At 74.0% G+C, this 23,991-nt stretch carries 25 protein-coding genes; 7 read left to right on the top strand and 18 right to left on the bottom strand.

What is annotated here, in order from left to right:
• Positions 1 to 40 precede the first annotated feature (40 nt).
• The 3 genes from A3CO_RS0107155 to pyk all read right to left on the bottom strand — a co-directional run bounded on the left by A3CO_RS0107155 (position 41) and on the right by pyk (position 2,933).
• Complete coding sequence (locus tag A3CO_RS0107155; RefSeq protein WP_018331561.1) at positions 41 to 253, bottom strand: hypothetical protein; 213 nt, start codon at positions 251 to 253, stop codon at positions 41 to 43.
• A gap of 72 nt (positions 254 to 325) precedes the next feature.
• The gene (locus A3CO_RS0107150) at positions 326 to 1,498 is read right to left on the bottom strand and encodes a MalY/PatB family protein (RefSeq protein WP_018331560.1); all 1,173 of its coding nucleotides are present in this window, start codon (positions 1,496 to 1,498) and stop codon (positions 326 to 328) included.
• 16 nt (positions 1,499 to 1,514) lie between these two features.
• The gene (gene pyk, locus A3CO_RS0107145) at positions 1,515 to 2,933 is read right to left on the bottom strand and encodes a pyruvate kinase (protein ID WP_018331559.1); all 1,419 of its coding nucleotides are present in this window, start codon (positions 2,931 to 2,933) and stop codon (positions 1,515 to 1,517) included.
• 119 nt (positions 2,934 to 3,052) lie between these two features.
• On the opposite strand from pyk, the gene A3CO_RS0107140 reads away from it, so the two are divergent.
• Both A3CO_RS0107140 and A3CO_RS0107135 read left to right on the top strand, forming a co-directional pair.
• Positions 3,053 to 4,324, top strand: coding sequence for an AI-2E family transporter (locus tag A3CO_RS0107140; RefSeq protein WP_157647135.1), 1,272 nt, complete (start codon positions 3,053 to 3,055; stop codon positions 4,322 to 4,324).
• 19 nt (positions 4,325 to 4,343) lie between these two features.
• Positions 4,344 to 4,580, top strand: coding sequence for a hypothetical protein (locus A3CO_RS0107135; protein WP_018331557.1), 237 nt, complete (start codon positions 4,344 to 4,346; stop codon positions 4,578 to 4,580).
• Here A3CO_RS0107135 and A3CO_RS35430 read toward each other — a convergent pair.
• The 13 genes from A3CO_RS35430 to ruvC all read right to left on the bottom strand — a co-directional run bounded on the left by A3CO_RS35430 (position 4,577) and on the right by ruvC (position 19,328).
• Positions 4,577 to 5,086, bottom strand: coding sequence for a BLUF domain-containing protein (locus tag A3CO_RS35430; RefSeq protein ID WP_157647133.1), 510 nt, complete (start codon positions 5,084 to 5,086; stop codon positions 4,577 to 4,579). The two genes, A3CO_RS0107135 and A3CO_RS35430, sit on opposite strands and share 4 nt — an antisense overlap.
• A 111-nt stretch (positions 5,087 to 5,197) precedes the next feature.
• Positions 5,198 to 5,584, bottom strand: coding sequence for a nuclear transport factor 2 family protein (locus tag A3CO_RS0107125; protein WP_018331555.1), 387 nt, complete (start codon positions 5,582 to 5,584; stop codon positions 5,198 to 5,200).
• A gap of 55 nt (positions 5,585 to 5,639) precedes the next feature.
• Positions 5,640 to 6,437 (bottom strand): enoyl-CoA hydratase/isomerase family protein, encoded by a 798-nt coding sequence (locus A3CO_RS0107120; RefSeq protein ID WP_018331554.1) that lies wholly within the window; start codon positions 6,435 to 6,437, stop codon positions 5,640 to 5,642.
• A 111-nt stretch (positions 6,438 to 6,548) separates the two neighbouring features.
• On the bottom strand, positions 6,549 to 7,289 hold the full coding sequence (locus tag A3CO_RS0107115) for an SDR family NAD(P)-dependent oxidoreductase (RefSeq protein ID WP_026204361.1): 741 nt from the start codon (positions 7,287 to 7,289) through the stop codon (positions 6,549 to 6,551).
• A gap of 74 nt (positions 7,290 to 7,363) precedes the next feature.
• Positions 7,364 to 9,670 (bottom strand): RelA/SpoT family protein, encoded by a 2,307-nt coding sequence (locus A3CO_RS0107110; protein ID WP_033413941.1) that lies wholly within the window; start codon positions 9,668 to 9,670, stop codon positions 7,364 to 7,366.
• Between the two features lie 273 nt (positions 9,671 to 9,943).
• The gene (locus A3CO_RS0107105; RefSeq protein WP_018331551.1) at positions 9,944 to 12,472 is read right to left on the bottom strand and encodes an FUSC family protein; all 2,529 of its coding nucleotides are present in this window, start codon (positions 12,470 to 12,472) and stop codon (positions 9,944 to 9,946) included.
• Between the two features lie 131 nt (positions 12,473 to 12,603).
• Positions 12,604 to 13,137 carry an adenine phosphoribosyltransferase gene (locus A3CO_RS0107100; protein WP_018331550.1) on the bottom strand — a complete coding sequence of 178 codons (534 nt, stop codon included), beginning with the start codon at positions 13,135 to 13,137 and terminating at the stop codon, positions 12,604 to 12,606.
• Positions 13,134 to 14,462, bottom strand: a complete 1,329-nt coding sequence (secF, locus tag A3CO_RS0107095) for a protein translocase subunit SecF (protein ID WP_018331549.1) — start codon at positions 14,460 to 14,462, stop codon at positions 13,134 to 13,136. The genes A3CO_RS0107100 and secF overlap by 4 nt, the downstream gene beginning before the upstream one ends.
• A complete protein-coding gene (secD, locus tag A3CO_RS0107090; protein ID WP_018331548.1) occupies positions 14,459 to 16,231 on the bottom strand; it encodes a protein translocase subunit SecD in 1,773 nt (590 codons plus the stop codon). Before secD ends, secF begins: the two co-directional genes overlap by 4 nt.
• Positions 16,232 to 16,438: 207 nt before the next feature.
• Positions 16,439 to 16,852 (bottom strand): preprotein translocase subunit YajC, encoded by a 414-nt coding sequence (gene yajC, locus A3CO_RS30600; protein WP_018331547.1) that lies wholly within the window; start codon positions 16,850 to 16,852, stop codon positions 16,439 to 16,441.
• 60 nt (positions 16,853 to 16,912) lie between these two features.
• Positions 16,913 to 17,986, bottom strand: coding sequence for a Holliday junction branch migration DNA helicase RuvB (gene ruvB / locus A3CO_RS0107080; protein WP_018331546.1), 1,074 nt, complete (start codon positions 17,984 to 17,986; stop codon positions 16,913 to 16,915).
• A gap of 28 nt (positions 17,987 to 18,014) precedes the next feature.
• Complete coding sequence (gene ruvA / locus A3CO_RS0107075; protein ID WP_018331545.1) at positions 18,015 to 18,635, bottom strand: Holliday junction branch migration protein RuvA; 621 nt, start codon at positions 18,633 to 18,635, stop codon at positions 18,015 to 18,017.
• A gap of 120 nt (positions 18,636 to 18,755) precedes the next feature.
• Positions 18,756 to 19,328 carry a crossover junction endodeoxyribonuclease RuvC gene (gene ruvC, locus A3CO_RS0107070; protein ID WP_018331544.1) on the bottom strand — a complete coding sequence of 191 codons (573 nt, stop codon included), beginning with the start codon at positions 19,326 to 19,328 and terminating at the stop codon, positions 18,756 to 18,758.
• A gap of 104 nt (positions 19,329 to 19,432) precedes the next feature.
• Here ruvC and A3CO_RS0107065 point away from each other — a divergent pair, with 104 nt between their 5' ends.
• On the top strand, positions 19,433 to 19,900 hold the full coding sequence (locus tag A3CO_RS0107065; RefSeq protein ID WP_033413937.1) for a nuclear transport factor 2 family protein: 468 nt from the start codon (positions 19,433 to 19,435) through the stop codon (positions 19,898 to 19,900).
• Between the two features lie 17 nt (positions 19,901 to 19,917).
• On the opposite strand, the gene A3CO_RS30595 is transcribed toward A3CO_RS0107065, so the two are convergent.
• Positions 19,918 to 20,610, bottom strand: coding sequence for an alpha-ketoglutarate-dependent dioxygenase AlkB (locus A3CO_RS30595; RefSeq protein WP_018331542.1), 693 nt, complete (start codon positions 20,608 to 20,610; stop codon positions 19,918 to 19,920).
• A gap of 75 nt (positions 20,611 to 20,685) precedes the next feature.
• On the opposite strand from A3CO_RS30595, the gene A3CO_RS0107055 reads away from it, so the two are divergent.
• The 3 genes from A3CO_RS0107055 to A3CO_RS0107045 all read left to right on the top strand — a co-directional run bounded on the left by A3CO_RS0107055 (position 20,686) and on the right by A3CO_RS0107045 (position 22,386).
• The gene (locus tag A3CO_RS0107055) at positions 20,686 to 20,952 is read left to right on the top strand and encodes an acylphosphatase (protein WP_018331541.1); all 267 of its coding nucleotides are present in this window, start codon (positions 20,686 to 20,688) and stop codon (positions 20,950 to 20,952) included.
• 137 nt (positions 20,953 to 21,089) lie between these two features.
• On the top strand, positions 21,090 to 21,263 hold the full coding sequence (locus A3CO_RS30590; RefSeq protein WP_018331540.1) for a CsbD family protein: 174 nt from the start codon (positions 21,090 to 21,092) through the stop codon (positions 21,261 to 21,263).
• Between the two features lie 154 nt (positions 21,264 to 21,417).
• On the top strand, positions 21,418 to 22,386 hold the full coding sequence (locus tag A3CO_RS0107045) for an FAD-dependent oxidoreductase (protein ID WP_026204360.1): 969 nt from the start codon (positions 21,418 to 21,420) through the stop codon (positions 22,384 to 22,386).
• Here the strand turns inward: A3CO_RS0107045 and A3CO_RS35425 are convergent.
• Positions 22,383 to 23,150, bottom strand: a complete 768-nt coding sequence (locus tag A3CO_RS35425; RefSeq protein WP_018331538.1) for a uracil-DNA glycosylase family protein — start codon at positions 23,148 to 23,150, stop codon at positions 22,383 to 22,385. The genes A3CO_RS0107045 and A3CO_RS35425 overlap by 4 nt on opposite strands.
• A 39-nt stretch (positions 23,151 to 23,189) precedes the next feature.
• Between A3CO_RS35425 and A3CO_RS0107035 the strand changes: the two genes are divergently transcribed.
• Positions 23,190 to 23,951 carry a hypothetical protein gene (locus A3CO_RS0107035; RefSeq protein WP_018331537.1) on the top strand — a complete coding sequence of 254 codons (762 nt, stop codon included), beginning with the start codon at positions 23,190 to 23,192 and terminating at the stop codon, positions 23,949 to 23,951.
• Positions 23,952 to 23,991 lie beyond the last annotated feature (40 nt).

The raw sequence follows: 23,991 nt of genomic DNA, 5'->3' as shown, positions 1-23,991 counted from the left end.
CGAGCCCCCGGGTGTGACGTCGGGTGACGGCGACGCGGTGTTACGCGGGCGGGTCGTCGATCAGCTCGTCCAGCGTCACGAAGAGCGGCTCGCCCCGCTCCCGGGCCCGCGCGGCGGCCCGTCGGGCGGCGGCCGCGATCCGGCTCAGCTCGTCGGCACCGACCACCCGGGTCTGCACGACCTCGCCCGACTCGTCGGTCAGCGTGACGGCGACCAGGCCGGTCTCACGCTCCTCCGAGAACGACAGCGGCATACCTCCACCCTAGGCGCCGACGGTGCCGCTTTTCCTGGCGCTGGGTGCACGCAGTGACGCATTGCTTGCACGTCAGTGCAGGGCCGCCGCCATCCGTTCGAGCGCCTCGGCGAGGACCGGGCGCGCCGTGGCGAGGGTGATCCGCATCCCGCCCGGGCCGCCGCAGCGTGCCCCGTCGGTCAGCACCACGCCGGCCTCCCGGGCGAAGAACGCCGCCGGCGGCTCGTCGAGCCCGAGGCCGGACGCGTCCAGCCACGCCAGGTACGTCCCCTCCGGCACCACGGTCCCGACGCCGGGCAGGGGCGAGTCGCGCAGCAGGGCGCGGTTGCCGTCGAGGTAGGCCAGCACGTCGTCGAGCCAGGCCTTCCCGTCGCGGTACGCCGCGGTCGAGGCGAGCACACCCGGCGTCGCGGTGCTGTGCTCGGCGAGGTAACCGCGCTCGGCCCAGGTCGCCGCGTCGGCGTCGTTCGACAGGATCACCTGGCCGCACTTGAGACCGGGCAGGTTCCACGCCTTCGACGCCGAGGTCGCCGTGACGGTGTGCGCCGCGGCCGCCGCCGAGGTCGACGCGTACGGGACGTGCGCCCGGCCGTCGAACGTCAGCGGGGCGTGGATCTCGTCGGCGAACACCCGCGCGCCGTGCCGCTCGACGACGGCCGTCACCGCGGCGAGCTCCTCGGCGGTGAACACCCGCCCGGTGGGGTTGTGCGGGTTCGTGAGTACGAGCAGCCGCGCGCCCGACCGCGAGAACGCCGCGTCCAGGGCGTCGAGGTCGAGGGCGAACGAGCCGGTGGCTCGCGCCATCGGCACCGGCACCATCTCCCGCCCGAGCCGCCCGGGCACCGTCAGGAACGGCATGTAGGCGGGCATCGGCAGCAGCACCGGCGTTCCGGACGGGGTGTAGTGCTCGATCGTCGCGACCAGCGCGGTCATGACGTCGGGGACGGGCCGGATCCGCTCCGGGTCCACCGACCAGCCGAAGCGGTCGGTCCAGTACGCGGCGCACGCCTCGGCGAGGTCCGCGACCCACGCGTCGGCGAGGTAGCCGAAGCGGGACGCGTCGGCGCTCGCGCGGACCGCGTCGGCGACCACGTCCGCCGTCGGGAAGTCCATCTCGGCGACGAACGCGCCGAGCAGGGGGCGGCCGTGCCGGTCGGTCCCGTCGGCGACGCCCTGGCCCGACCACTTCCACGAGCCACCGGCCCGCATCACGTCGGCAGTCAGGGCGTCGAACGGGTGCGCCATGCCCCCATCCAACCGACTAGTGCGTGTCCTCGCCCAGCCGGTGCACGCGGATGAGGTTGGTCTTGCCGGCCTGCCCGGGCGGCGAGCCGGCGACGATGACGACGAGCTCGCCGGGGGCGAAGCGGCCGATCTGCAGGATCGACGCGTCGACGCGGGCGATCATCGCGTCCGTCGTCTCCTCCCACGGCACGAGGAACGTCTCGACGCCCCAGGAGAGCGCGAGCTGCGAGCGGATCGCCGGCACGGGCGTGAACGCGAGCACGGGCAGCCGGGTGTGCAGCCGGGCGAGGCGGCGCACGGTGTCCCCGGAGCGCGTGAAGGCGACGAGCGCGCGGGCGTTGAGCCGCTCGCCGATGTCGCGGGCGGCCGTGGTGACGACGCCGCGCTGGGTCCGCGGGACGTGCTGGATCGCGGGCACCGACGCCGGGCCGGACTCGACGGCCTCGACGATGCGCGACATCGTCTGCACCGTCTCGATGGGGTAGTCGCCGACCGACGTCTCGCCCGAGAGCATCACCGCGTCGGCGCCGTCGAGCACCGCGTTCGCGACGTCGCTGGCCTCGGCGCGGGTCGGGCGGAAGTTGTGGATCATCGACTCGAGCATCTGCGTCGCGACGATCACCGGCTTCGCGTTCTCCCGCGCGATCTGCACCGCGCGCTTCTGCACCAGCGGGACGTCCTCGAGCGCCAGCTCCACGCCCAGGTCACCGCGCGCGACCATGACGGCGTCGAAGGCCAGCACGATCGCCTCGAGCGCGTCGACCGCCTCGGGCTTCTCCAGCTTGGCGATCACGGGCAGCCGGCACTCGTACTCGTCCATGATCTTGTGGACCAGCTCGGCGTCGGCCGGGGAGCGCACGAAGGACAGCGCGATCATGTCGACCCGCAGGCCCAGGGCGAAGCGCAGGTCGGCCTCGTCCTTCTCGCTCATGGCCGGGACCGACACCACGGTGCCCGGCAGCGAGATGCCCTTGTTGTCCGAGACGCGGCCGCCCTCGACGACGCGGCACACCACGTCGCGGCCCTCGACGGCGGTCACCTCGACCGAGACGTTCCCGTCGTCGATCAGCAGCGACTCGCCCGGCCGCACGTCGTCGGCGAGGCCCTTGTAGGTGGTGGACACCCGGTCGTGCGTGCCGGGGACGTCCTCGGTGGTGATCCGGACGGTCTCGCCGGTGGCCCACATCTGCGGCCCGTCGGTGAAGCGGCCGAGCCGGATCTTCGGGCCCTGCAGGTCGGCGAGGATGCCGACCGCGCGGCCCTCGGCGTCGGCGGCCTCGCGCACGAGGCGGTAGACCTCCGCGTGCTGGGCGTGCTCACCGTGGGAGAAGTTGAGCCGGGCGACATCCATCCCGGCCCGGACGAGGGCTCGGATCCGTTCCGGGGACGACGTCGACGGACCCAGCGTGCAGACGATCTTCGCGCGACGGCTCACGGCCCTCAGCCTACGCCGCTCTGCACCGATCAAGAAGCCCGGGACACGATGCGCCCGGACGCCTCATCTTCAGGTCGGCCGTCCGGCCCTCCGACCAGCGCGGGTCTACCGTGACGCCCGTGACGGCGCAGCGTGGGACCGGGACCGGCGCCCCGGAGGTGGTGGGCGACCGCATGGACCCCGCGGCGGGACAGACCACCACGGCCCGGCCGCTCGTGGAGGCGAGCCCGAAGCGCCCGAAGCAGCGCTGGACGATCCCGCGCGGCCTCGACGTCGCCGCCGGGCTCGCGTGGCGCGTCGTCCTCATCGCGGCCGCCGTCGCCACCGTCATCTACGTCGCGAGCACTCTCTCGGTCGTCCTCATCCCGGTGGTCATCGCGCTCATCCTCGCCTCGCTGCTCGCGCCCGAGGCCCACCTGATGAGCTCGAAGGTCCGCTGGCTCCCCCACGCCCTCGCCACGGCGATCGTCATCATCGGCGGGCTCGCCATCGTCGGCGGCGTGTTCACCGGGGTGGTCTACGCCTTCATCTCCGGGCTCCCCCAGCTCACGAGCGCCTTCTCCGGGAGCCTCGCCGAGATCCAGAACTGGGTGCGCACCGGGCCGCTCGGACTGAACAACCAGCAGTTCGCCCAGATCGGCGACCAGATCCTCGGCAGCATCCAGTCGAGCCAGGCCGCCATCGCGACGAGCGCGCTGAGCGCCGTCGGCACCGTGGGCGAGCTGTTGACCGAGGGCCTGCTGGCCCTGTTCACGCTGATCTTCCTCATCCACGACGGCGGAGCCATCTGGCGCTTCCTGCTCGGCGGCGTCCCGCGGGCGGTGCGCGACCGGGCCGACGTCGCCGGCCGCCGGGCGTTCGCCTCGCTGGTCGGCTACACGCGGGCGATCATCGTCGTGGCCTTCATCGACGCGGTGACGGCGGGCATCGGACTCTGGCTCATCGGCGTCCCGCTGGCGGTCCCGCTGGCCGCCCTCATCTTCTTCGGCGCGTTCATCCCGACCCTGGGCGCCGTCATCTCGGGCGCCGTCGCGGCGCTGGTCGCGCTCGTCAGCGGCGGCCTCACCGACGCCCTGCTCGTCGTGCTGCTCCTGCTCGCCGTGCAGAACCTCGAGGGCTACATCCTGCAGCCGCTCTTCCTCGGCAAGTCGATCAAGCTGCACCCGCTGGCGGTGGTGCTCCCGATCGCCTGCGGCCTCGTCGTCGCCGGCATCCCCGGGGCGTTGCTCGCGGTGCCGCTGGTGACCGTGGTCGACAACGGCGTCCGGTCGCTGCTGCGCACGTCCGACGGCGAGGTCGACCCCGGGACGGTGAACCCGCTCGACCCGCGCAGTGCCCGCCCCGAGTACCACTCCGATCCCGCGGTCGACGTGGTCCCCGAGGCGAGCTGATCCGTTCTACGCTCCGGCCATGACCCTGGTCGTGGCCTCGCGGTTCACCTGGAGCGACTACCCCGGGCTGCGGCCCGGACGGGTCTACGCGGGCAAGCCCGACCTGTTCCGGCGCCCGTCCGGTGACGTCCACCTGCTCGCCGACGGGGACGCGGACGCCACGCGGTGCGGGCTGCCGCGGGCGGACTTCCCCTACGAGTTCGCGTCCGCCGACGCGATGGTCAAGGCGACGCCGTGCGCCGCGTGTGGGCTCTAGCGAGGGCTGTCGCCCTCTGACCTCTCACCGGGCGACGCCACCGGCTCGATGTCGGGGTTGGCGTACTCCCGCATGAGGTCGAGCAGCATCGCCTGGCGCCGGTCCTCGATCCGTGGGATGGCGTGCGGCATGTCGGGCGCCTCCGCGCCGCGGGCGGCGGGCAGGTCGGCGCCCTCGCCGTCGGACACGTGCGCCATCGCCCACTGCCCGAAGGCGCGCGCGGAGACCACGCCCTCGTCGAGCGTCTCCACCTTCTCGTGCCGCTGGTCGGCGTCGATGGTGGCGTACAGCTCGCGCACCGTCGCCTCGTCGCCCTCGAGCACCTGGACGAAGGTGTCCTGCCACACGAGCAGCGCCCCGCTGAGCCGGCGGTCGTGGTTCTTGCGCCGCGACACCTCGAAGATCTCCTCGAGCTCCGCGGGCCGGTTCTCGCTGCCCATCGTGGTGCGGCTGCGGTAGACGAGGCGGAAGACCTGCTCCCCGAGCTGCGCGGTCGTGTCGGTCACGTCGTCGTACTCCTTCATCGCGCTCCGGGGTGCTCGGTCGGCCGAGCGCCCGGGCGCCGCTCGCCGGAGGATCGGGAGTGCCCGAGCTCGACCGGCGCCACACCCGGGCGTTCAGGACCGCCCGGCCCGGAAGAACGCCTCCAGGCCCGGCACGTCGGAGATCAGGTTCTCCGCCGCGGTGATGCGCCCGTCGGCGACGGTGAACACGATGACGACCTGCTCGTCGAGCACCGTCCCGTTCCGCTCGCCGGTGTTGTGCAGCAGCACCGCCACCCGGTCCCGTCCGGTCAACTCGTACTGCAGCCGGATCGAGACGCCCCCGGCCGCCACCGCCCGGGCCCGCTCGACCACGGCGTCGGCACCTCGGGCGACCCCGGAGATGCCGTGGTCGCCCGGCACGCTCCAGGTCGCGTCGGGCGCCAGCGCCGCGTGCATGCGGTCGAAGTCGTGCTCCATCACGCCGGCGACGAAGTCGCGGGCGAGATCGCGTGCGCTCACGGGGGTGCGGTACCCGCAGGTGAGCAGAAAGTGGGGCTATGGGCCCACTTTCTGCTCACGTGGCCGACGGCCACACCGGAGATCGCTTCTCCCGCAGCGCCGCCACGCCCTCGTGGACGTCGGGGCCGAGGAAGCAGAGCATCTCGTAGGCCGCGGACTGGTCGAAGGTCGGTCCCATCGCCCGCAGCCAGTTGTTCAGCGACTTCTTGGTCAGCCGGATCGCCTGCTGGGACCCGGTGGCCAGCACGTCCGCGACCCGCAGCGCCTCGGCGAGCACCTGGTCCCGCGGCAGCGCCTTCGCCACCATGCCCAGCTTCTCGGCCTCCGCCCCGGTCACCATCTCGCCGGTGAGCAGGTAGTAGCGCGCCTTCGCCATGCCGGCCAGCAGCGGCCAGATGATCGCGGCGTGGTCCCCGGCGGAGACGCCGAGCTTGACGTGCCCGTCGCCGAGCTTCGCGTCCTCGGCGGCGATCGCGACGTCGGCCAGCAGGGCCACCACGACGCCCGCCCCGACGGCCACGCCGTTGATCGCCGAGACGATCGGCTTCTCGCAGTCGATGATCCCGTAGACCAGCTCGGACATCTCCTTGAGCATGTGCGAGACCCGCGCGTGGTCGCCCGCCATCCGCTCCACCATCGCGAGGTCGCCGCCGGCGGAGAACGCCTTCCCGGCCCCGGTCACCACCGCGACCCGCACCTCGGGGTCCGCGTCCACCTCGCGCCAGACCCGGGCGAGCTCGCCGTGGAGCTGCTCGTCGGTGGCGTTGTACTTGTCCGGGTTGTTGATCGTGATCAGCAGGACGCCGTGGTCCCGGCGTTCGAACACCAGCTGGCCGTAGTCATCGAAGGACATCCGTGCCTCCTCGCCTCTGACGTGAGCAGGCCGCCTGCTCCGTCGCCCGGTCCTGCATCCTCGTCCGGGTCGCGGTCCACGGCAGCGCGTCGACGATCACGAGCGCGACGCTCAGGACATCGACAGCCCGCCGCTGACGCTGACCGTCTGGCCGGTGACGAAGCCGGCCTCGCCGGACGCGAGGAACGACACCGTGGGCGCCACGTCGGCGGGCTGCGCGAGCCGCCGCATCGGGATCGACTTGATCAGGGCGTCGCGGAGCCGGTCGTTGCCCTCGACCACCGAGGCGAACAGCGCGGTGTCGGTCGGGCCCGGGCACACGCAGTTGACGCGGATCTGGTGGCGGGCGGTCTCGCGGGCGACGGTCTTGGTGAACGCGATGATCCCGCCCTTGGCCGCCGAGTACACGGCCTCGCCGGACGAGCCGACGCGCCCCGCGTCGGACCCGAGGTTCACCACCGCCCCGCGCCGCCGGGAGATCATCACCGGCAGCACCGCATGGCAGGTGTTCAGCACGCCGTAGAGGTTGATCCCGATGATGCGGCCCCAGCGGTCGGGGTCGGAGTCGACGAAGGGCCCGACCTCGTCGTAGCCGGCGTTGTTGACCAGCACGTCGATCCGACCGTGCTGCTCGAGCACCCGGGCCACCAGGGCGTCCACCGCCGCCCGGTCGCTGACGTCGGCCGCGATGCCCGTGCCACCGACCGCGGCCGCGGTGTCGTGCGCGGCGGCCTCGTCGACGTCGGTCGCGACGACGACGGCGCCCTCGGCCGCGAGCGTCTCCGCGATCGCCCGGCCGATGCCACGCCCGGCACCGGTCACGATGGCGACGTTGCCGTCGTGTCGTCCCATGGGCTCCTCCTCGTGCTCGCCCGTGAGCAGAAAGTGGGGTCGCAGCCCCACTTCCTGCTCATCTGCGGAGCACCTCAGCTGGCCGACGTCACCCGGTAGACGTCGTAGACGCCCTCGACGTTGCGGACCACGCGCAGCACGTGCCCGAGGTGCTTCGGGTCGCCCATCTCGAAGCTGAACCGGCTGACGGCGACGCGGTCACGGCTCGTCGTCACCGACGCGGAGAGGATGTTGACCTTCTCGTCGGCGAGCGCCTTCGTGATGTCGGAGAGCAGCCGGTGCCGGTCGAGCGCCTCGACCTGGATCGCCACGAGGAACACCGCGGTCGACGACGAGGCCCAGCTGACGTCGACCAGCCGCTCCGGCTCGGAGCGCAGGTCGTCGGCGTTGGTGCAGTCGGTCCGGTGCACCGAGACGCCGCCGCCGCGCGTGACGAACCCGAGGATGTCGTCGCCGGGGACGGGCGTGCAGCAGCGGGCGAGCTTGATCCACAGGTCGGTCGACGAGGACTCGTCGTCGGCGTCGACGCCGTTGATGACCACCCCGACGTCGCCGGTGCCCCGGCGGCGCTGGACCGTCGAGGGCGTCGCGCGCTCGGCGAGCTCGTCCTCGTTCTGCTCCACCCCGCCGAGCAGGGCGACCAGACGCTGCACCACGTGGCGGGCGGAGACGTGGTGCTCCCCCACCGCGGCGTAGAGCGCGGTGACGTCGGCGTAGCGCAGCTCGCGGGCGAGCGCGCCCATCGAGTCGGCGGACACGAGCCGCTGCAGCGGCAGGCCGGTGCGCCGCGCCTCGCGGGTGATCGAGTCCTTGCCCTCCTCGATCGCCTCCTCGCGGCGCTCCTTGGCGAACCACTGCTTGATCTTCTGCTTCGCCCGGGGCGAGGAGACGAACCCGAGCCAGTCCTTCGACGGGCCCGCGCTCTCGGCCTTCGAGGTGAAGATCTCGACGACCTCACCGTTCTCGAGCTGGCGCTCGAGCGCGACGAGCCGGCCGTTGACCCGCGAGCCGATGCACTTGTTGCCGACCTCGGTGTGCACCGCGTACGCGAAGTCCACCGGGGTGGAGCCGTGCGGCAGCGTGATCACGTCACCCTTGGGCGTGAACACGAAGATCTCGCGGGTGGCGAGGTCGTAGCGCAGCGACTCGAGGAACTCGCCGGGGTCGGCCGCCTCCCGCTGCCAGTCGAGCAGCTGGCGCATCCAGGCCATCTCGTCGAGCTCGAGCCCGGCGGTGTTGTGCGAGCCCTTCGTCTCCTTGTAGCGCCAGTGCGCGGCGATGCCGTACTCGGCGGTGCGGTGCATCTCGTGGGTGCGGATCTGCACCTCGAGGGGCTGCCCGTCCGGCCCGATCACGGTGGTGTGCAGCGACTGGTACACCCCGAAGCGGGGCTGGGCGATGTAGTCCTTGAACCGGCCCGGCATCGGCTGCCACAGCGCGTGGACCATGCCCATCGCGGCGTAGCAGTCGCGGACGTCCTCGACGAGGATGCGCACGCCCACCAGGTCGTGGATGTCGTCGAAGTCCTTACCCTTGACGATCATCTTCTGGTAGATCGAGTAGTAGTGCTTCGGGCGCCCGAGCACCTCGGCCTTCACCCGCGCCGCCTCAAGCTGGCCCGAGACCTCGTCGATCACCGAGCGCAGGTAGGTGTCGCGGCTCGGGGCGCGGTCGGCCACGAGGCGGACGATCTCGTCGTAGCGCTTCGGGTGCAGGATCGCGAACGCGAGGTCCTCGAGCTCCCACTTGACCGTCGACATCCCCAGCCGGTGGGCCAGCGGCGCGAGCACCTCGAGCGTCTCGCGGGCCTTCTTGGCCTGCTTCTCGGGCTTGAGGAAGCGCATCGTGCGCATGTTGTGCAGCCGGTCGGCCAGCTTGATGACGAGGACCCGCGGGTCGCGCGCCATCGCCACGACCATCTTGCGGATCGTCTCCGCCTCGGCCGCCGCCCCGAGCTGGACCTTGTCGAGCTTGGTCACCCCGTCGACGAGGTGTGCGACCTCGGCGCCGAAATCCGCGGCGAGGCGTTCCAGCGAGTACTCGGTGTCCTCGACGGTGTCGTGCAGCAGCGCCGCCACCAGCGTCGTGGAGTCCATGCCCAGCTCGGCGAGGATCGTCGCGACGGCGAGCGGATGGGTGATGTACGGGTCGCCCGACTTGCGCATCTGGCCCTCGTGGAAGGCCTCCGCGGTGTCGTACGCGCGCTGCAGGATCGCGAGGTCGGCGCTCGGGTGGAGTTCCCGGTGGACCGTGGCGAGCGGTTCGAGGACCGGCTTGATCGGCCCGGTGCGCTGCGCGGTGATACGCCGCGCGATGCGCGCACGCACGCGCCGGGTGGCGGACCGCGGCCGCGCACCGCCGGATCCGGCGACCGGCTCCAGCCGGTGGGCCTCCCGCGGCTCGGTCGACCCGACGGTCGGCTCCGCGGCGGCTCCGGCCTCCCCGGTGCCCTCGACCGTGTCGACCGGCCCCACGTCCTGGCTCACGGTCACCTCCGCTGGTACGGCCTCCTGCGCATCCCGTGGAACGCCCTCGTCCCCGGAATCAGTCCAGCGTAGGTCAGGAGCGACGACGGTGTCCGGCGACGTCGCCGGTCGGTCCCCCCGGGGCGGCGGCCCGTGGTCGCCCCGGACCGCCGTCCGGTGAGTGGTCGCTCAGCGGCGGGCGACGCGGGACGGGCGCAGCACCACGTCGTGCGTCCCGCCCGCCACCCGCCCGGCGTAGGGCGCGTAACCGTCGGCCGCGACGACCAGCTGCCGCCATCCGTCGTCGGGAACGTCCACGGTGAAGCGGCCGTCGGCCGCGGCGTGGACCCGGCCCCGCTGCGTCCCGTCGGGGTCGACCACGGTGACGACGGCCGCCAGGCCCGCGCCCCGCTCGTCGGTCACGCGTCCGCACAGCCCGGCCGTCCCGACGACGGGTGGGGGTGACATCTCCGCGTCCGCCGCGGCGGCGTCCGGGTCGATCTCGTGCAGCGCCACGAGTGCGCCGTGCAGGGCCGAGAGCTCGGTGAGCAGGTCGTCCGGCGCGTCCTCCCAGCCCCGGTGCCGGTGCTCCCCCGGGCCGCGGCCCTCGGCGAGCGCGTCGACCAGGCCCTGGACGGCCCGGGTGGCGGCGCCGACCCGCTCGTGGCGCACGGCCGGGTCGGAGCGCCGGGTGCGCTCGAGCTGGAGCGCGGCCTCGACGAGCGCCCGCACCCGCACCGCGCACCGCACCCACGCGGCGAGCCGCCGGGCGATCGTCGGACGCCGCCGCGCGCCGCCCGGCGCGAACCGCAGCGAGAGGGGCACGCCGATGAGGGCGAGCTGGTGCACCGCGGCGTCGAGCGCCCGGGCGCGGGCGTGGAGGTCGGGGCGCTCCGTGGCGGTCCCGTGCACCACCGCGGCCACGTCGGTGGTCGCCGCGCGCAGCTCCTCCGCGAGCCGCGTCCGCGCCGCGCGCTCGGCCCGCAGCGCGGTGATCGGCAGGAACGACACCGCGACGACACCGCCGATCACGGCACCCAGCGCCGTCTCCCCCACGCGCAGCGCGAGGAGCCCGCCGGAGTAGGTGCCGAGCAACTCGTAGAGCTCGGCGACGATCAGTGTCACGGCGAACGCCAGCGACGTGTACGACACCCGGAACAGGTAGAACCCGACGAAGATCGCCACGAGGATCACGGTCAGCGAGACGGCCGTCGAGTGGCCGAGCCACGGCACGACGACGAGCGCGACGACGACGCCGACCAGGGTCCCCACCGTGCGCTGCGCGGCCTTGCGGACGGTCTCGGCCGCGGTGGCCGTCCCGGTGAAGGCGAGGAAGCAGGCGAGGACCGCCCAGTACCAGCGCTGCCCCGACACCGCGTCGCCCAGCGCGATCGCGAGGGCGCCCGCGAGCGAGATCTGCCAGGCCTGCCGGGTCGACAGCAGCATCCCGCCCGCGCGCCGGTCCGCGGCGTCGTCCTCCGGCGCCACCATCGGCCCGACGGTGATGGCGCTGCCGGGCAGGAACCCGGCGAACAGGTCGGTGGCGGGCGTGAACGGAGCGGGCTCCCCCGTCCCGTCGTCGGGCCGCGGCCGGCCGCGCCGGTCGTCGTCGAGGACCGCGTCGAGGGCGGCGAGGGCGTCGGTGACGGCGCGATCGTCGGTGGGGTCGTCGGTGGGGTCGTCGGTGGGGTCGTCGGTGGGGTCGTCGGTGGGGTCGTCGATGGGGTCGTCGGTGGGGTCGTCGATGGGGTCGTCGATGGGGTCGTCGGTGGGGTCGTCGATGGGGTCGTCGTCCAGCGCGCGGGCCAGCGCCGCCTCGACCCGGATCACGGCGGCCCGGACGTCGCCGGCCCGGGCGGGGTCGGCGAGCGAACCGGGGATCGCGAGCTGGCCGTCGACGAGCACCGCGGCCTCGTTGACGCGCAGGACCGCGCGGTCGCGGGCGGTCTCGTCGGCCCGCCGCCAGGCCGGGCGCAGGTCGGGGTCGCGGTGCTCGGCGACCGCGATACGGACCCGGGCGCCGAACGAGTCGACCATCCGGCGCAGCCGCAGCGCCGGACGCTGCGGGGCGACGACCAGGGCGATCAGGAGCAGCAGGACCGTGGTCGTCGCGACGGCGAGCAGGACGGTCGGGAGCTGGGCGAACGTCAGCTGCAGGAACAGGGCGATGAAGTAGCCCATCCACGCGACCATGCCGCAGGCGAAGGCGCGCGGCCCGAAGCGGCGCACCCACACGACCACGAACATCACGACGACGAAGACCGACAGCGAGAGCACGCGGTGCTTGTCCACGAGGGTGCTCAGCGTGATCCCGGCGAGCATCGCCAGCGGGAGACACACCTGCGTGATCGCGCGGCCGCCCGGGGTGGGATCGGCGGCGGTGAAGGTCGTGATCATCGTGAGCACGGCGCCGAGGACCAGCACGATGATCGCCTGAATGCCGGCGAGCCCGAGGACCGAGGCCAGCACCGCGGAGACGCCGAGGGACAGCGCCAGCGCCACGGCCGCCCGGGAGGCGAGCGCGAGCCGGACGTGGCCCGGGTCGGAGGCGAGCAGCCGGTCGCGGGTCCGGACCACGGCGCGGGGCCCGTGGGGCCGCGGCGTCGGGTCCGGCGCACCGGCAGGGGTCGAGGGGCGGACCACCCGATCCGTCGGGGTGGGCTCCTCCGGCCCGTCGTCCCCGGTGTCCGCGCGGCGACCGGTCGCCTGGATGGTCATCGTCCTCCTTCTCGAACGGCCGTCCAGAATGTTAGCTGGGCGAAGCAATTCGTGGACGCAGAGGAGTAGTTCCCGGGCCGGGTGTGCTCAATCCCCTCCCGGACGACGGACCTCGGGCGCCCGTCGCCGGGTCAGCGCTCCAGCACGGTGTGCAGCGGGCGGCCGCCGAGGCGGTCACGGCCGGCCAGCGCCGGGAGCTCGAGCACGACGGAGAGCGCGGCCACGTGGGCGCCGCAGCTCTCGACGAGCTCGCTCGCGGCCGCGGCGGTCCCGCCGGTGGCCAGCACGTCGTCGACGAGCAGCGCCCGGGTCCCGGGGGCCAGCACGTCGGCGGGGAGCTCCAGGGTCGCGGAGCCGTACTCCAGGTCGTAGGACCGCGACGCCGCCACCACCGGGAGCTTGCCCTGCTTGCGGACGGGCACGATCCCGAGCCCGAGCGCCTGCGCGACCGCGGCCCCGAGCAGGAAGCCCCGCGCCTCGATTCCGACGACGACGTCCACCCCGCTCGCCGCGACCGGCTCGCTGAGCAGCCGGGTCGTCGCGGCCAGTCCGGCCGCGTCGGCCAGCACCGGGGTCAGGTCCCAGAACCGGATGCCCGGCTCCGGGAAGTCCGGGACCGCCCGCAACAGCTGCTCGACGGTCTCCCGGTCGGTGGCCGGGCTCACCGGCGACGCTTGCCGCTCGGCCGGCCCGACTTCCCCGCCGGACGGGCGCCGGGACGGGGCGCCGTCGACGCGCGCCCGTCGACCACCGGCCGGGACGCGACCCCGGCACCGGCTGCGGCGACCGCGCGGGTGTCGATGACCTCGGTGCTCTCGCCGGGCGTCGGGCCCTCCTCGGCGCGCCGGGCGTTCTTCGCACGCCGGGCCGTGACGCGCTGGGCCTGCTGGATCCACGTCCGGTCCCGCATCGCCAGGTCGACCACGATCGGCGTCGCGAGGAGCACCGACGAGGCGGCACCGATGATGGTGCCGACCAGCTGCACGAGGGCGAGGTCGCCCAGGACCCCGACGCCCAGCAGCACGACGCCCACCACGAACAGGCCGATCAGCGGCAGGGCCGCGATGAGCGAGGTGTTCAGCGACCGCATCAGGGTCTGGTTGACCGCGAGGTTGGCCGCCTCGGCGTAGGTCCGCCGCGTGAGGCTCTGCAGCCCCCGCGTGTTCTCGCGGACCTTGTCGAACACGACCACGGTGTCGTAGAGGGAGAACCCGAGGATCGTCAGCAGACCGATGACCGTCGCCGGGGACACCTCGAACCCGACCAGGGAGTAGACGCCCGCCGTCACGACGATGTCGTTCGCGAGCGCCACGAGGGCGGCCAGGGCCATCCGCCGTTCGAAGTAGAACGCCAGGTAGATCGAGACGAGCACCAGGAAGACGACGAGCGCGATGAGCGCCTGCCGCGTGATCTCACCGCCCCAGCTCGCGCTGACCGCGCTGTCGCTCACCGCGTTCTGGTCGGGGACGCCGGCGCTGTCGAGGGGCTGGAACCGGGTGAACAGGGCCTGCCGGAGGCCGACGACCTCGCCCTGGGACAGCCGGTCGGACTTGATGATGATCGTGGCGTTGGTGCCGGTGCCGGCGGTCTGCACGCTCTCGGCCGGGCGCCCGACCGCCTGGTCGAACACCTGCTGCACCTGGCTGACGTCGGCCACCCCCGTCGCCCCGCGGGCGGGGAACTGGACCGACGTGCCGCCCTCGAAGTCGATCGAGAAGTTGAAGCCCCGCAGGATGATCGAGAGCAGGCAGACCACGACGACGGCGCCGAACACGGCGTACCACGTCTTCGACCGGCCGATGATGTCGAGGCCGCCGTTGCCCTCGTACAGCGCGTCGAGCCGGCTGCGCCGGCCGCGCCGCGCCGCGGGAGCGGCGACGTCGTCGTCGGGCTCGGCGTCACCGTCGGGGTCGGGTCCGGCGTCCTCGGACACCAGGTCCTCGGGGTCGTCGTGGGCGTCGCGGCCGGGACGGCCGCCTGCGCGGGTCATCGGGCACCTCCGCGGCCGGAGCCGCTGCGCGTGGTCGAGCGGTTACGGGTGCTGGAACTGCGGGAGCTCCCGGCCCGGGCCCCCACCCGGGGCGTCGCGCCGGGGCGCGGGCCGGTGGACCGGGACTGGTTCGCCACCTTGCCGAGGCCGGACCACGCCGGGCTGGCGAACAGCTTCGAGTTCGAGGCGAGCGCCAGCAGGGGGTGCGTGACGAGGAAGACGACGATGAGGTCGAGGATCGTCGACATGCCCAGGGTGAACGCGAAGCCGCGGACCTGTCCGACGGCCAGCACGTAGAGCACCACGGCGGCGAGGAAACTGACCGCGTCGCCCGAGAGGATCGTGCGCCGGGCGCGGACCCACCCGCGCGGCACGGCCGAGCGGAAGCTCCGCCCCTCCCGCATCTCGTCCTTGATCCGTTCGAAGAAGATGACGAACGAGTCCGCCGTGATGCCGATGGCGACGATGAACCCGGCGACCCCGCTGAGGTCGAGCGTGAAGCCGATGCTGCGCCCGAGCAGGACCAGCACCGCGTAGACGATCAGGCCCGACAGGACGAGCGACAGGATCGTCAGCACGCCGAGCGCGCGGTAGTAGAACAAGGAGTAGACGAACACCAGGGCCAGGCCGATCACACCGGCGATCAGGCCGGCCTCCAGCGAGGCGAGCCCGAGGGTGGCCGAGATCGTCTGGGCGTCGGAGGTGTCGAAGGAGAGCGGCAGCGAGCCGTAGCGCAGCACGTTCGCGAGGTCCGTCGCGGACTGCTGGTTGAAGTTGCCGCTCACCTGCGAGTTGCCGGCGGGCTGTGCCGCCTGGATCACCGGCGCGGAGACGACCTCGGAGTCGAGCACGAACGCGACGGCCTGACCGATGTTGGCGGCCGTGTACTGCGCCCAGATGCCCGCGCCCTCGGACTTGAAGGTCACGTCGATGACGTAGCCCGCGCCCTGCGGGTTGGGGCTGGCGTTCGCGCCGGCCACCTCGGTGCCCGAGAGGATCGACGGCCCGAGGACGTACTTCGCGGTGCCGTTGCGGTCGCACGCCACGAGCGGGCGCGTCGGGTCGTCGTAGCCGCGCAGCGGGTCGTCCGCGGCGCAGTTCAGCGTGGTGAGCGCCCGGGCCTGGACGGCCGGGTCGGTGCTCTGCCGCGTCTGCTTGGCCTGCGCGATCGCCGCGGCCAGCCGTGGGTCCTGCGACGTGCCGCCGCCGGGCGACGGCGACGGCGGGGTCGGCTGCTGGGCGGGCAGCTGCACGGACTGACCGGCGGGCGCCTGTCCGGGCGTGGCCGCACCGGTGCTCCCGGGCTGGCCCTGCTGGCCGGTCTGGCCCTGCTGCCCCGTCTGGCCCTGCTGGCCGGACTGGCCCTGCGGGGCGGTGGCCGGGGTGGCCGCGACCGGCCCGTTGACCACCGGGCGGAAGTACAGCCGCGCGGTCTGGCCGAGGCTGCGGGCCTGGTCGCCCGAGGTGCCCGGGACCGTGATGACGAGGTTGTTGCCGTTCTGGACGACCTCCGCGCCGGAGACACCCAGGCCGTTCACGCGCTGCTCGATGATCTGGCGCGCGAGGTTCAGCTGGTCGGGCGTCGGCGCGGCTCCGGTCTCGGTGCGCGCGGTGAGCGTGACCTGCGTGCCGCCCTGCAGGTCGATACCGAGCTTGGGGGTGGGCCGACCGTCTCCGGTGAGGAAGACCAGGCCGTACAGGACCGCCACGATGGCCACGAAGACGGCCAGGTAGCGCCCGGGCCGGAACCGGACGGTGGGAGGGGCCACGCTGCGAACTCCTGGGTCAGGCGGGATCGTGTCCTCGGGTCGGCCGGCGGCGGGCCCGGCGTCCGACGCCCCGCCCGCCGCGCGGGGTGCCGCGGCGCTCGGCCGCGGCGGCCCCCGAGAGGCCTCACCGCAGGGTAGGACCACCCTCCGACCACGACCGCACCCGGCCCGCGACGGACGCCCGGTCGGCGTCCGCTACGGACGGTGTCAGTTGTTGCGGGACTCCTGGGTGCCGGCGGACACGCCGGTGCCGTTGGGGCGGGCGTCCTGCGGCTCGGTGGCCACGGCCGGGGCTGCCACCGTCGGCGACGACTCGACCGCGGTCGCGTCCTCGGCGTCCTCGACCGGGGTGACCCCCTCGGCGTCGGTCGACAGCTTCTCGCGGACCGCGGCGCGCAGCCACGTGGTGATGACGTCGGGCGCGATCTCGAGGTCGATGGTGCGCTCGTCGTCGACGTCGACGACGGTGCCGCTGATGCCGGAGGTCATGAGCACGACGTCACCGACGGCGATCGCGTTCTGCAGGCTCTCCTGCTGCTGCTGCTGCTTCTTCCGCTGACGGTTCGAGAAGAAGATCATGCCGATCATGAAGACGATCAGCAGGGGGAAGAGGAGGTCCATCTCTCTCCAATGCGGGTACTCGGTCGGATTGACGGTGGGTCCGCCTCCGAGTCTGCCAGCTCAACCGAAGAGCGTGGGCGGGCCGTGGTCATCCGGTTCGTCCTGAGCGTCCGGTTCGGGGGGCGTCTCGCCCAGGTGTCGCCAGGCCGCCGGGGTGGCGACGCGCCCCCGTGGGGTGCGCGCGAGCATGCCCGCGCGCACCAGATAGGGCTCGCAGACCTCCTCCACCGTGCCGGGCTCCTCCCCCACCGCGACGGCGAGCGTGGACACCCCGACCGGGCCGCCGCCGAAGGACCGGACGAGCGCCCCGAGCACGGCGCGGTCGAGCCGGTCGAGGCCCAGTTCGTCGACGTCGTAGACCGCGAGCGCGGCCCGGGCGATGTCGCGGGTCACGCGCCCGTCGGCGCGGACCTCGGCGTAGTCGCGCACCCGGCGGAGCAGCCGGTTGGCGATGCGGGGCGTGCCGCGCGAGCGGCGGGCGATCTCCCGCCCACCGTCGGGCTGCAGGTCGACCTCGAGGATCTGGGCGCTGCGGGCGACCACGAGCTCCAGGTCGGACGGCTCGTAGAACTCCATGTGGCCCGTGAAGCCGAAGCGGTCGCGCAGCGGGCCGGTGAGTGACCCGGCCCGTGTCGTGGCGCCCACGAGGGTGAACGGCGCGACGTCGAGCGGGATGGAGGTGGCCCCGGGGCCCTTCCCGACGACGATGTCGACCCGGAAGTCCTCCATCGCGAGGTAGAGCATCTCCTCGGCCGGACGTGCCATCCGGTGGATCTCGTCGATGAACAGGACGTCGCCCTCGACCAGGTTGGAGAGCATGGCCGCGAGGTCACCGGCCCGCTCGAGCGCCGGTCCGCTGGTGATGCGCACCCCGCTGCCCAGCTCGGTACCGATGATCATCGCGAGGCTGGTCTTGCCCAGCCCGGGCGGGCCCGACAGCAGCACGTGGTCCGGCGGGCGGCCACGGCGCATCGCGCCCTGCAGCACGAGGTCGAGCTGCTCACGGACGCGCGGCTGCCCGATGAACTCGGTGAGCCGGGCGGGCCGGAGGCGGTTCTCCAGGTCGGACTCCCCGACCTCCCGGGTGGCCGCGAGCGCCCGTTCCAGGTCGGCGGACAGCTCGTCCCCGCTCACGCCGTCCTCCCGTGACACCGCTGGCCGCTCATCGGTTCGGCCCCAGCCGGTGCAGGGCCGCGCGCAGGACCGCCGACGACCCGGCGGTCTCCCCGAGCGCGCCCACGGTCTCGTCGACCGCCTTCTCCGCCGGCTTCGCCGCGAAGCCGAGCCCGACGAGGGCCTCGACCACCTGCTCGCGCATCGTGCCCGAGGCGACCACCGAGCCCGTCGCCCCGTCGTCGGCCGGCAGGTCGGCCACCGGGTCCGGCGGCGCGACCTTGTCCCGCAGCTCCACGACGAGCCGCTCGGCGCCCTTGCGGCCGATGCCGGGGACGCTCATGAGCGTGGTCAGGTTGCCGTCGGCCAGGGCCCGCGAGAGCGCGGCAGGATCGAGCACCGCGAGGGTGGCGAGCGCGAGGCGCGGACCGACCCCGGTGACGGTCTGCAGCAGGCCGAACAGCTCGCGCTCGGCGGCGTCGGCGAAGCCGAACAGCGTGAGGGAGTCCTCCCGCACCACGAGCGCGGTCTCGAGCCGGGCCGCCTGTCCGCGACGCAGCCCGGCGAGCGTGTTGGGTGTGGCCTGGACAGCCATCCCGACCCCGCCGACCTCGACCACGGCGTGGTCCAGCCCCACCGAGAGGACCTCACCGCGCAACGACGAGATCATCGTCCACCTCTCCCCGACCCGCCCGCCCCACGAACACCTGTTCGACGCGGGACGCTACCGCGAGGGTCCGACACCGCCGCCCCGACCCGCCGCCGGGGCCACGCACGGGCGGGTGAGCCGTCAGCGGGCGCCGCGCCGCCGGGTCGCGGCCGCGAGCTTCGCGGCGTGCACGCGGGAGAGCTCGGCCGCCCGCGCCTCCGCCTCGGCCAGCCGGGCGGCCATCGGGGCGCGCCAGCAGTGGCAGACGGCGAGCGCGAGGGCGTCGGCGGCGTCGGCGGGCCGCGGCGGGGCGTCCAGGGCGAGCACGCGCGTGACCATGGCCGTGACCTGCGCCTTGTCCGCCCGTCCGGAACCGGTGACCGCCGCCTTCACCTCGGAGGGCGTGTGGAAGGCGACCGGCAGCCCGGCCCGTCCGGCGACGAGGGCGACCACACCGCCGGCCTGTGCGGTGCCGATGACGGACCGCACGTTGTGCTGGCTGAACACCCGCTCCACCGCGACGACATCGGGGCGGTGCCGGGCGATCCACCCCTCGACCGCGTCGGCGATGGCACCCAGCCGGGCCGCGACGTCGTCGTCGGGCGGGGTGCGGACGACGTCCACGGCGACGGCCCGGACCTCGCGGCCGCGCACGCCCTCGACGACGCCGAAACCGCATCGCGTCAGCCCGGGGTCGACGCCCAGCACCCGCATGCGTCCCCCGTCGCTCGGCCCGGTCCGGCCGGGATGTCCGGGTCACGCTACCCAGCGGCGCCCTCGCACCCCCACGACGCGCCCGGCGTGGTGAGGTGATCGTCATGAGCACCCCCACCGAGGAGCCCCGGCCCCCGTTCCCGCCCTTCGACGCCGAGAGCGCCGCGAAGAAGGTCCGGGCCGCCGAGAACGCCTGGAACACCCGCGACCCCGAGAAGGTCTCGCTCGCCTACACCGCCGACACGGTCTGGCGGAACCGCAGCGAGTGGGTCCGGGGGCGCGAGGAGGTCGTGGCGTTCCTGACCCGCAAGTGGGAGCGCGAGCTCGACTACGCGCTGCGCAAGTCGCTGTGGGCGTTCGCGGACAACCGGATCGCGGTGCGCTTCCAGTACGAGTGTCGCGACGCGGACGGCCAGTGGTGGCGCTGCTACGGCAACGAGAACTGGGAGTTCGCCGACAACGGCCTGATGCGCCGCCGGGAGGCGAGCATCAACGACCTGCGGATCACCGAGGCCGAGCGCCGCATCGTCGGCGCGCGCGAGGAGGGCGACGAGTCGGACCTGCCCGTCTGACCCTCTCCCGGCCGGGCTCAGCGCAGCGCCCAGGCGGGGATCTCCCGCGCCCGCTCGGACCGTGCGGCCACCGGCCCCGGGTCGGAGTGGCGGAACGTCACACTGATGCGCGGACCCGCGCCGGGCTCCTTGGGCACGGTGTGCTGCCACTCGTGCTGGCACCGCCCGCCCATCACCAGCAGGTCGCCCCCGCAGACCGTCAGCCAGCGGGTCCCGCCGCCGCGCCGCCCGCTCGCCCCCGCCGGCCCGACCGGGCGCAGTCCGAAGCGCCGTGGCGCCCCGAGCGAGACGATCGCGACCACCGGGGAGGGGTGCGTGAACCGGACGCGGTCCCCGTGCCAGGCCACGGAGTCGGTGCCGTCGCGGTAGAAGTTCGCCGACACCCGGTCGAAGGCCACGTCGTAGCGCTCCACCAGGTGCGCGGCCAGCTCGTCCGACGGCGCGGGGGCGTCGGCCAGCGCCCAGCCGGAGGTCAGCCGCGGCTCCACGATCTCCTGCTCGAACATCCGGCGCCGCCGCTGCTGCCACGGGACCTCGTGCGACAGATGCGAGAACCACGACTCGGCGCCCGGCAGCCAGCCCGGCACCACGTCGACCCAGGACCGCTCGTCGAGCTGCGTCCGGTGGGCACCCGACCACGAGACGTCGCCGGGGCGCCCGGGCACGAGGTCGGCACCGTCGAAGAGGGAGGGCGTGAACACCGCGGTCATGAGCTAGATTCGAACACATGTTCGACGACGGGGCAAGTCGCATCGCGGCGCCGGGTCCAGGGTACGAAGCACGCCATGAGCGCGCGTCACCTCGTCGTCCACGGCACCGTGCAGGGTGTGTTCTTCCGCGCGAGCGCGGAGCAGGAGGCCCGACGGCTCGGGGTGGCCGGGTGGGTGCGCAACCGGTCGGACGGGACCGTCGAGATGGTGGCCGAGGGTGACGACGAGGCGGTGGACGCCCTGGTCGGGTGGGCGCACCAGGGCCCACCCCGCGCGGACGTCACGGGGGTCGACGTCACCGACCGCGAGCCCGAGGGGCTCACGGACTTCACGGAGCGGTGAGCCGGGCGGGGTCCCGGTCGTCCGCCCACTCCTCGGGACCTGCCCGGACGGAGGGGGCGGTTCCCGCTGATCCCGATCGGGTACGTCAGTGGCCGAGCGGATCGCACGATCCGACGCCCATCACGGAAGGGGACGCCATGAGCGGCGCCGACAAGGCCGAGAACAAGGGCGAGGAGCTCAAGGGCAAGGTCAAGGAGTCCGCCGGGAGCGCGGTCGGCAACGAGTCCCTCGAGGCCGAGGGCAAGGCCGACCAGACCAAGAGCAGCATCAAGCAGGCCGGTGAGAAGATCAAGGACGCCTTCAAGTCCTGATCAGAGCGACTCGACGGCGCCCGCGGCCCCTGGCCCGGGCGCCGTCGTCGTTTCCGGGCACAGGCCGTTCGTCCTGCGACTTCTGGCGTGTCTCCGCAGGTCCGTTCGAGTGATCGGCGCGCGTGCGGACCTCGTCCGTCGCTACGGTCCGTTCGTGCCGACCAGCCCGCCGACCCCGCCGGAGGTCGTCGTGATCGGCGCCGGCGTGCTCGGTCTGACGTCGGCCGTCGTGCTGTCGGCCACCGGACGACGCACCGAGGTCTGGACCGCCGACGACCCGTCGGACACTCCCTCGTACCGCGCGGGCGCCGTGTGGACCCCGGTCCCGCAGGCCCCGCTCGAGACGTCGCTGGAGTGGTCCGCCCGATCGCTGCAGGAGTTCTGCGGGCTCAGCCGGGTCCCGGGCACGGGCGTGGCCCTCGCCGAGGGCCTGACCCTGACGGCGGACGGACTCGACGGGCGCCTGCCCCCGCTCACCCGCCTCTCCCCCGACCTTCGTGACGCCCGGCCGGAGGAGCTGCCGGCGGGCATCGCCGCGGGAGTGCGCTACCGGGTCCCGGTGGTCGACATGACGCGGTACGTCCCCTGGCTGATGCGGCGTCTCACCGACGCCGGGGGCCGGGTGCGGCGACGACGGGTGGCGACCCTGGGCGAGGCGCTCGCGGCTGCACCCGTCGTCGTGAACGCCTCCGGGCTCGGGGCGCGCGACCTGACCCCCGACCCGACGGTGCGCCCCGTCTTCTCGCAGTACGTGGTCACCGACAACCCGGGGCTCGAGCAGGTGGTCGTCGACACCCGGGACCCGCGCCGGTGGGTCTCGATCCTCCCGCACCGTGACCGGGTCCACCTCGGGGGTGTCCGGATCACCGGGCGCGACGACGACCGGCCCGACCGCGAGCTCACCGTGGACGTGCTGCGCCGCTGCCGGGAGATCGAGCCGGCGCTGGTCGACGCCCGGGTCCAGCGCGTCGACACCGGCCTGCTGCCGAGCCGCCCGACGATGCGGGTGGAGGCCGAGCCGCGCGACGAGGGGCTCGTGGTGCACGCCTACGGCCACGCGAGCGGCGGGGTGACGACCAGCTGGGGCGCGGCCCACGCGGTCGCGGACCTGGTGGCGGGCTAGAAGGGGCGCCGGCCGAGCCCGGCGACCCGCGCGGGCGGGACCACCTCGCCCCGGGCGCGCTGCGCGGCGTGGCGCAGCACGGTCACGAGCCGATCGCCGTTGCGGCGCCCGCTGACGGGGTCGAGCCGGTCGTGCACGAGCGGGTTCGGGTGGGGTGCCCGCGAGACGGTGGCCGTGGTGAGCTGCCAGGGCAGGCCCGCGCGCCGCGCCAGCACGTCCCACGCCTTCGTCGCGGGGGCACCGAGCAGCACCACCTCCGCGGGCGGGGCGCCGAGCAGGTCGAGGAACTCCGCGAGCCGGGGCTTCGCGCGGACCACCTCGTCGACGAGGCGCCGCGGCGGGTGGTGGTTCGGGTTCGCGATCCACCAGGGCACGAGGTGCCAGTGCAGCGTCACCTCGTGGCCGAGCCCGGCTCGGTCGGCGGCGCGGTAGAGGTTGGCCGAGACCGCGTCGTTGGCGTAGCGGCTGACGAAGCCGCTGCCGTCCTCGGCGTCCGCGGCCGGTTCGTGCAGGAGCAGCAGGACCCGCGCACCGTCGGCGGCGGCCGTCGGGTCGACGTACGGGACGTTCTCCAGGGTGGTGTCGCGCAGCCGGTCGACCCACCGGTTGAGCCGACCCGGCGCGCCGTCGTGCCGACGCGCCCACCAGAAGGCGTGCCGCTCCGGGTCGAGCTCGCGGCTGAACAGCTCCCCCCGTCGCTGGGCGAGCCGGTTCCACACCACGCGTTCCGGGCGTGCCACCGGGCGCCGCTCGTCCTGCCCCACACGATCCACCCTAGGGTGCGCCACAATGCGCGGCGTGCTGTGCGCGCACCGGGCCCGCTGATGGCCGACGACGTCGTGGTGCGGCTGGTCGGGGGTCCCGACCACCCCGGCGAGCTCGACGCGGCCGGGCTGCGGGGCGTCCTGGGCGCCGTCCAGCTGCTGACCACCCGGGCGGCCCGCCACCTCGTCGACCAGGCCCGTCCGGGACGCAGCGCCGGGGTGGTCGAACGCTCGGCCCGGGTGCGGCTGGTGGGACTCGCCGGAGAGGGGTCGGCGACGGTGCTCCGGTTCGCGGTCGGCGAGGAGGGCGTCCTCGGCGACGGGCTCGAGCACGAGGTCACCGACACCGTCTTCGAACTCGTGCGGGGGCTGTGGAACGAGGTCCCGCCCGGCTGGACGACCCCGCTGCTCGGCGACGCGTGCGTGGAACTGCTCGACGCGCTCGCGCGGGTGGCGCGGACGACGACGTTCGGCGGAGCGCGGTTCCGCGAGGTCAGCTTCGCGCCGGGTGCCCTGTCGCGGGACGTGTGGCCCCGGGAGGACGCCCCGCGCCGGTACGGGGCGGCGGCCACCGTGCGCGGCCGGCTGGACCGCGTCGACCTGCGGCGACGGGTCCTCCGGGTGCTCGACGAGTCCGGCGCGGACGTCGTCGTCGAGAGCGTGCTGGCCGGCTACGACGCCGACGCGGATCCGTTCGTGGCGGCCGCGCGCCTCATCGGGAGCGAGGTGGTGGTCACCGGGCCCGCCAGCCGTGGCCCGGGCGGCCTGCGGCTGCGCGGGGCGACGGTGCGGCCGGCCTGACCGGGACCGCCGCAGGATTCCTGGAACCGATCGACGCCCG

Source organism: Actinomycetospora chiangmaiensis DSM 45062, from assembly GCF_000379625.1.
Taxonomy (GTDB): Bacteria; Actinomycetota; Actinomycetes; order Mycobacteriales; family Pseudonocardiaceae; genus Actinomycetospora; species Actinomycetospora chiangmaiensis.
Note: the sequence above shows the minus strand (reverse complement) of the source record. Positions and strands in the feature narration are given on the sequence as shown.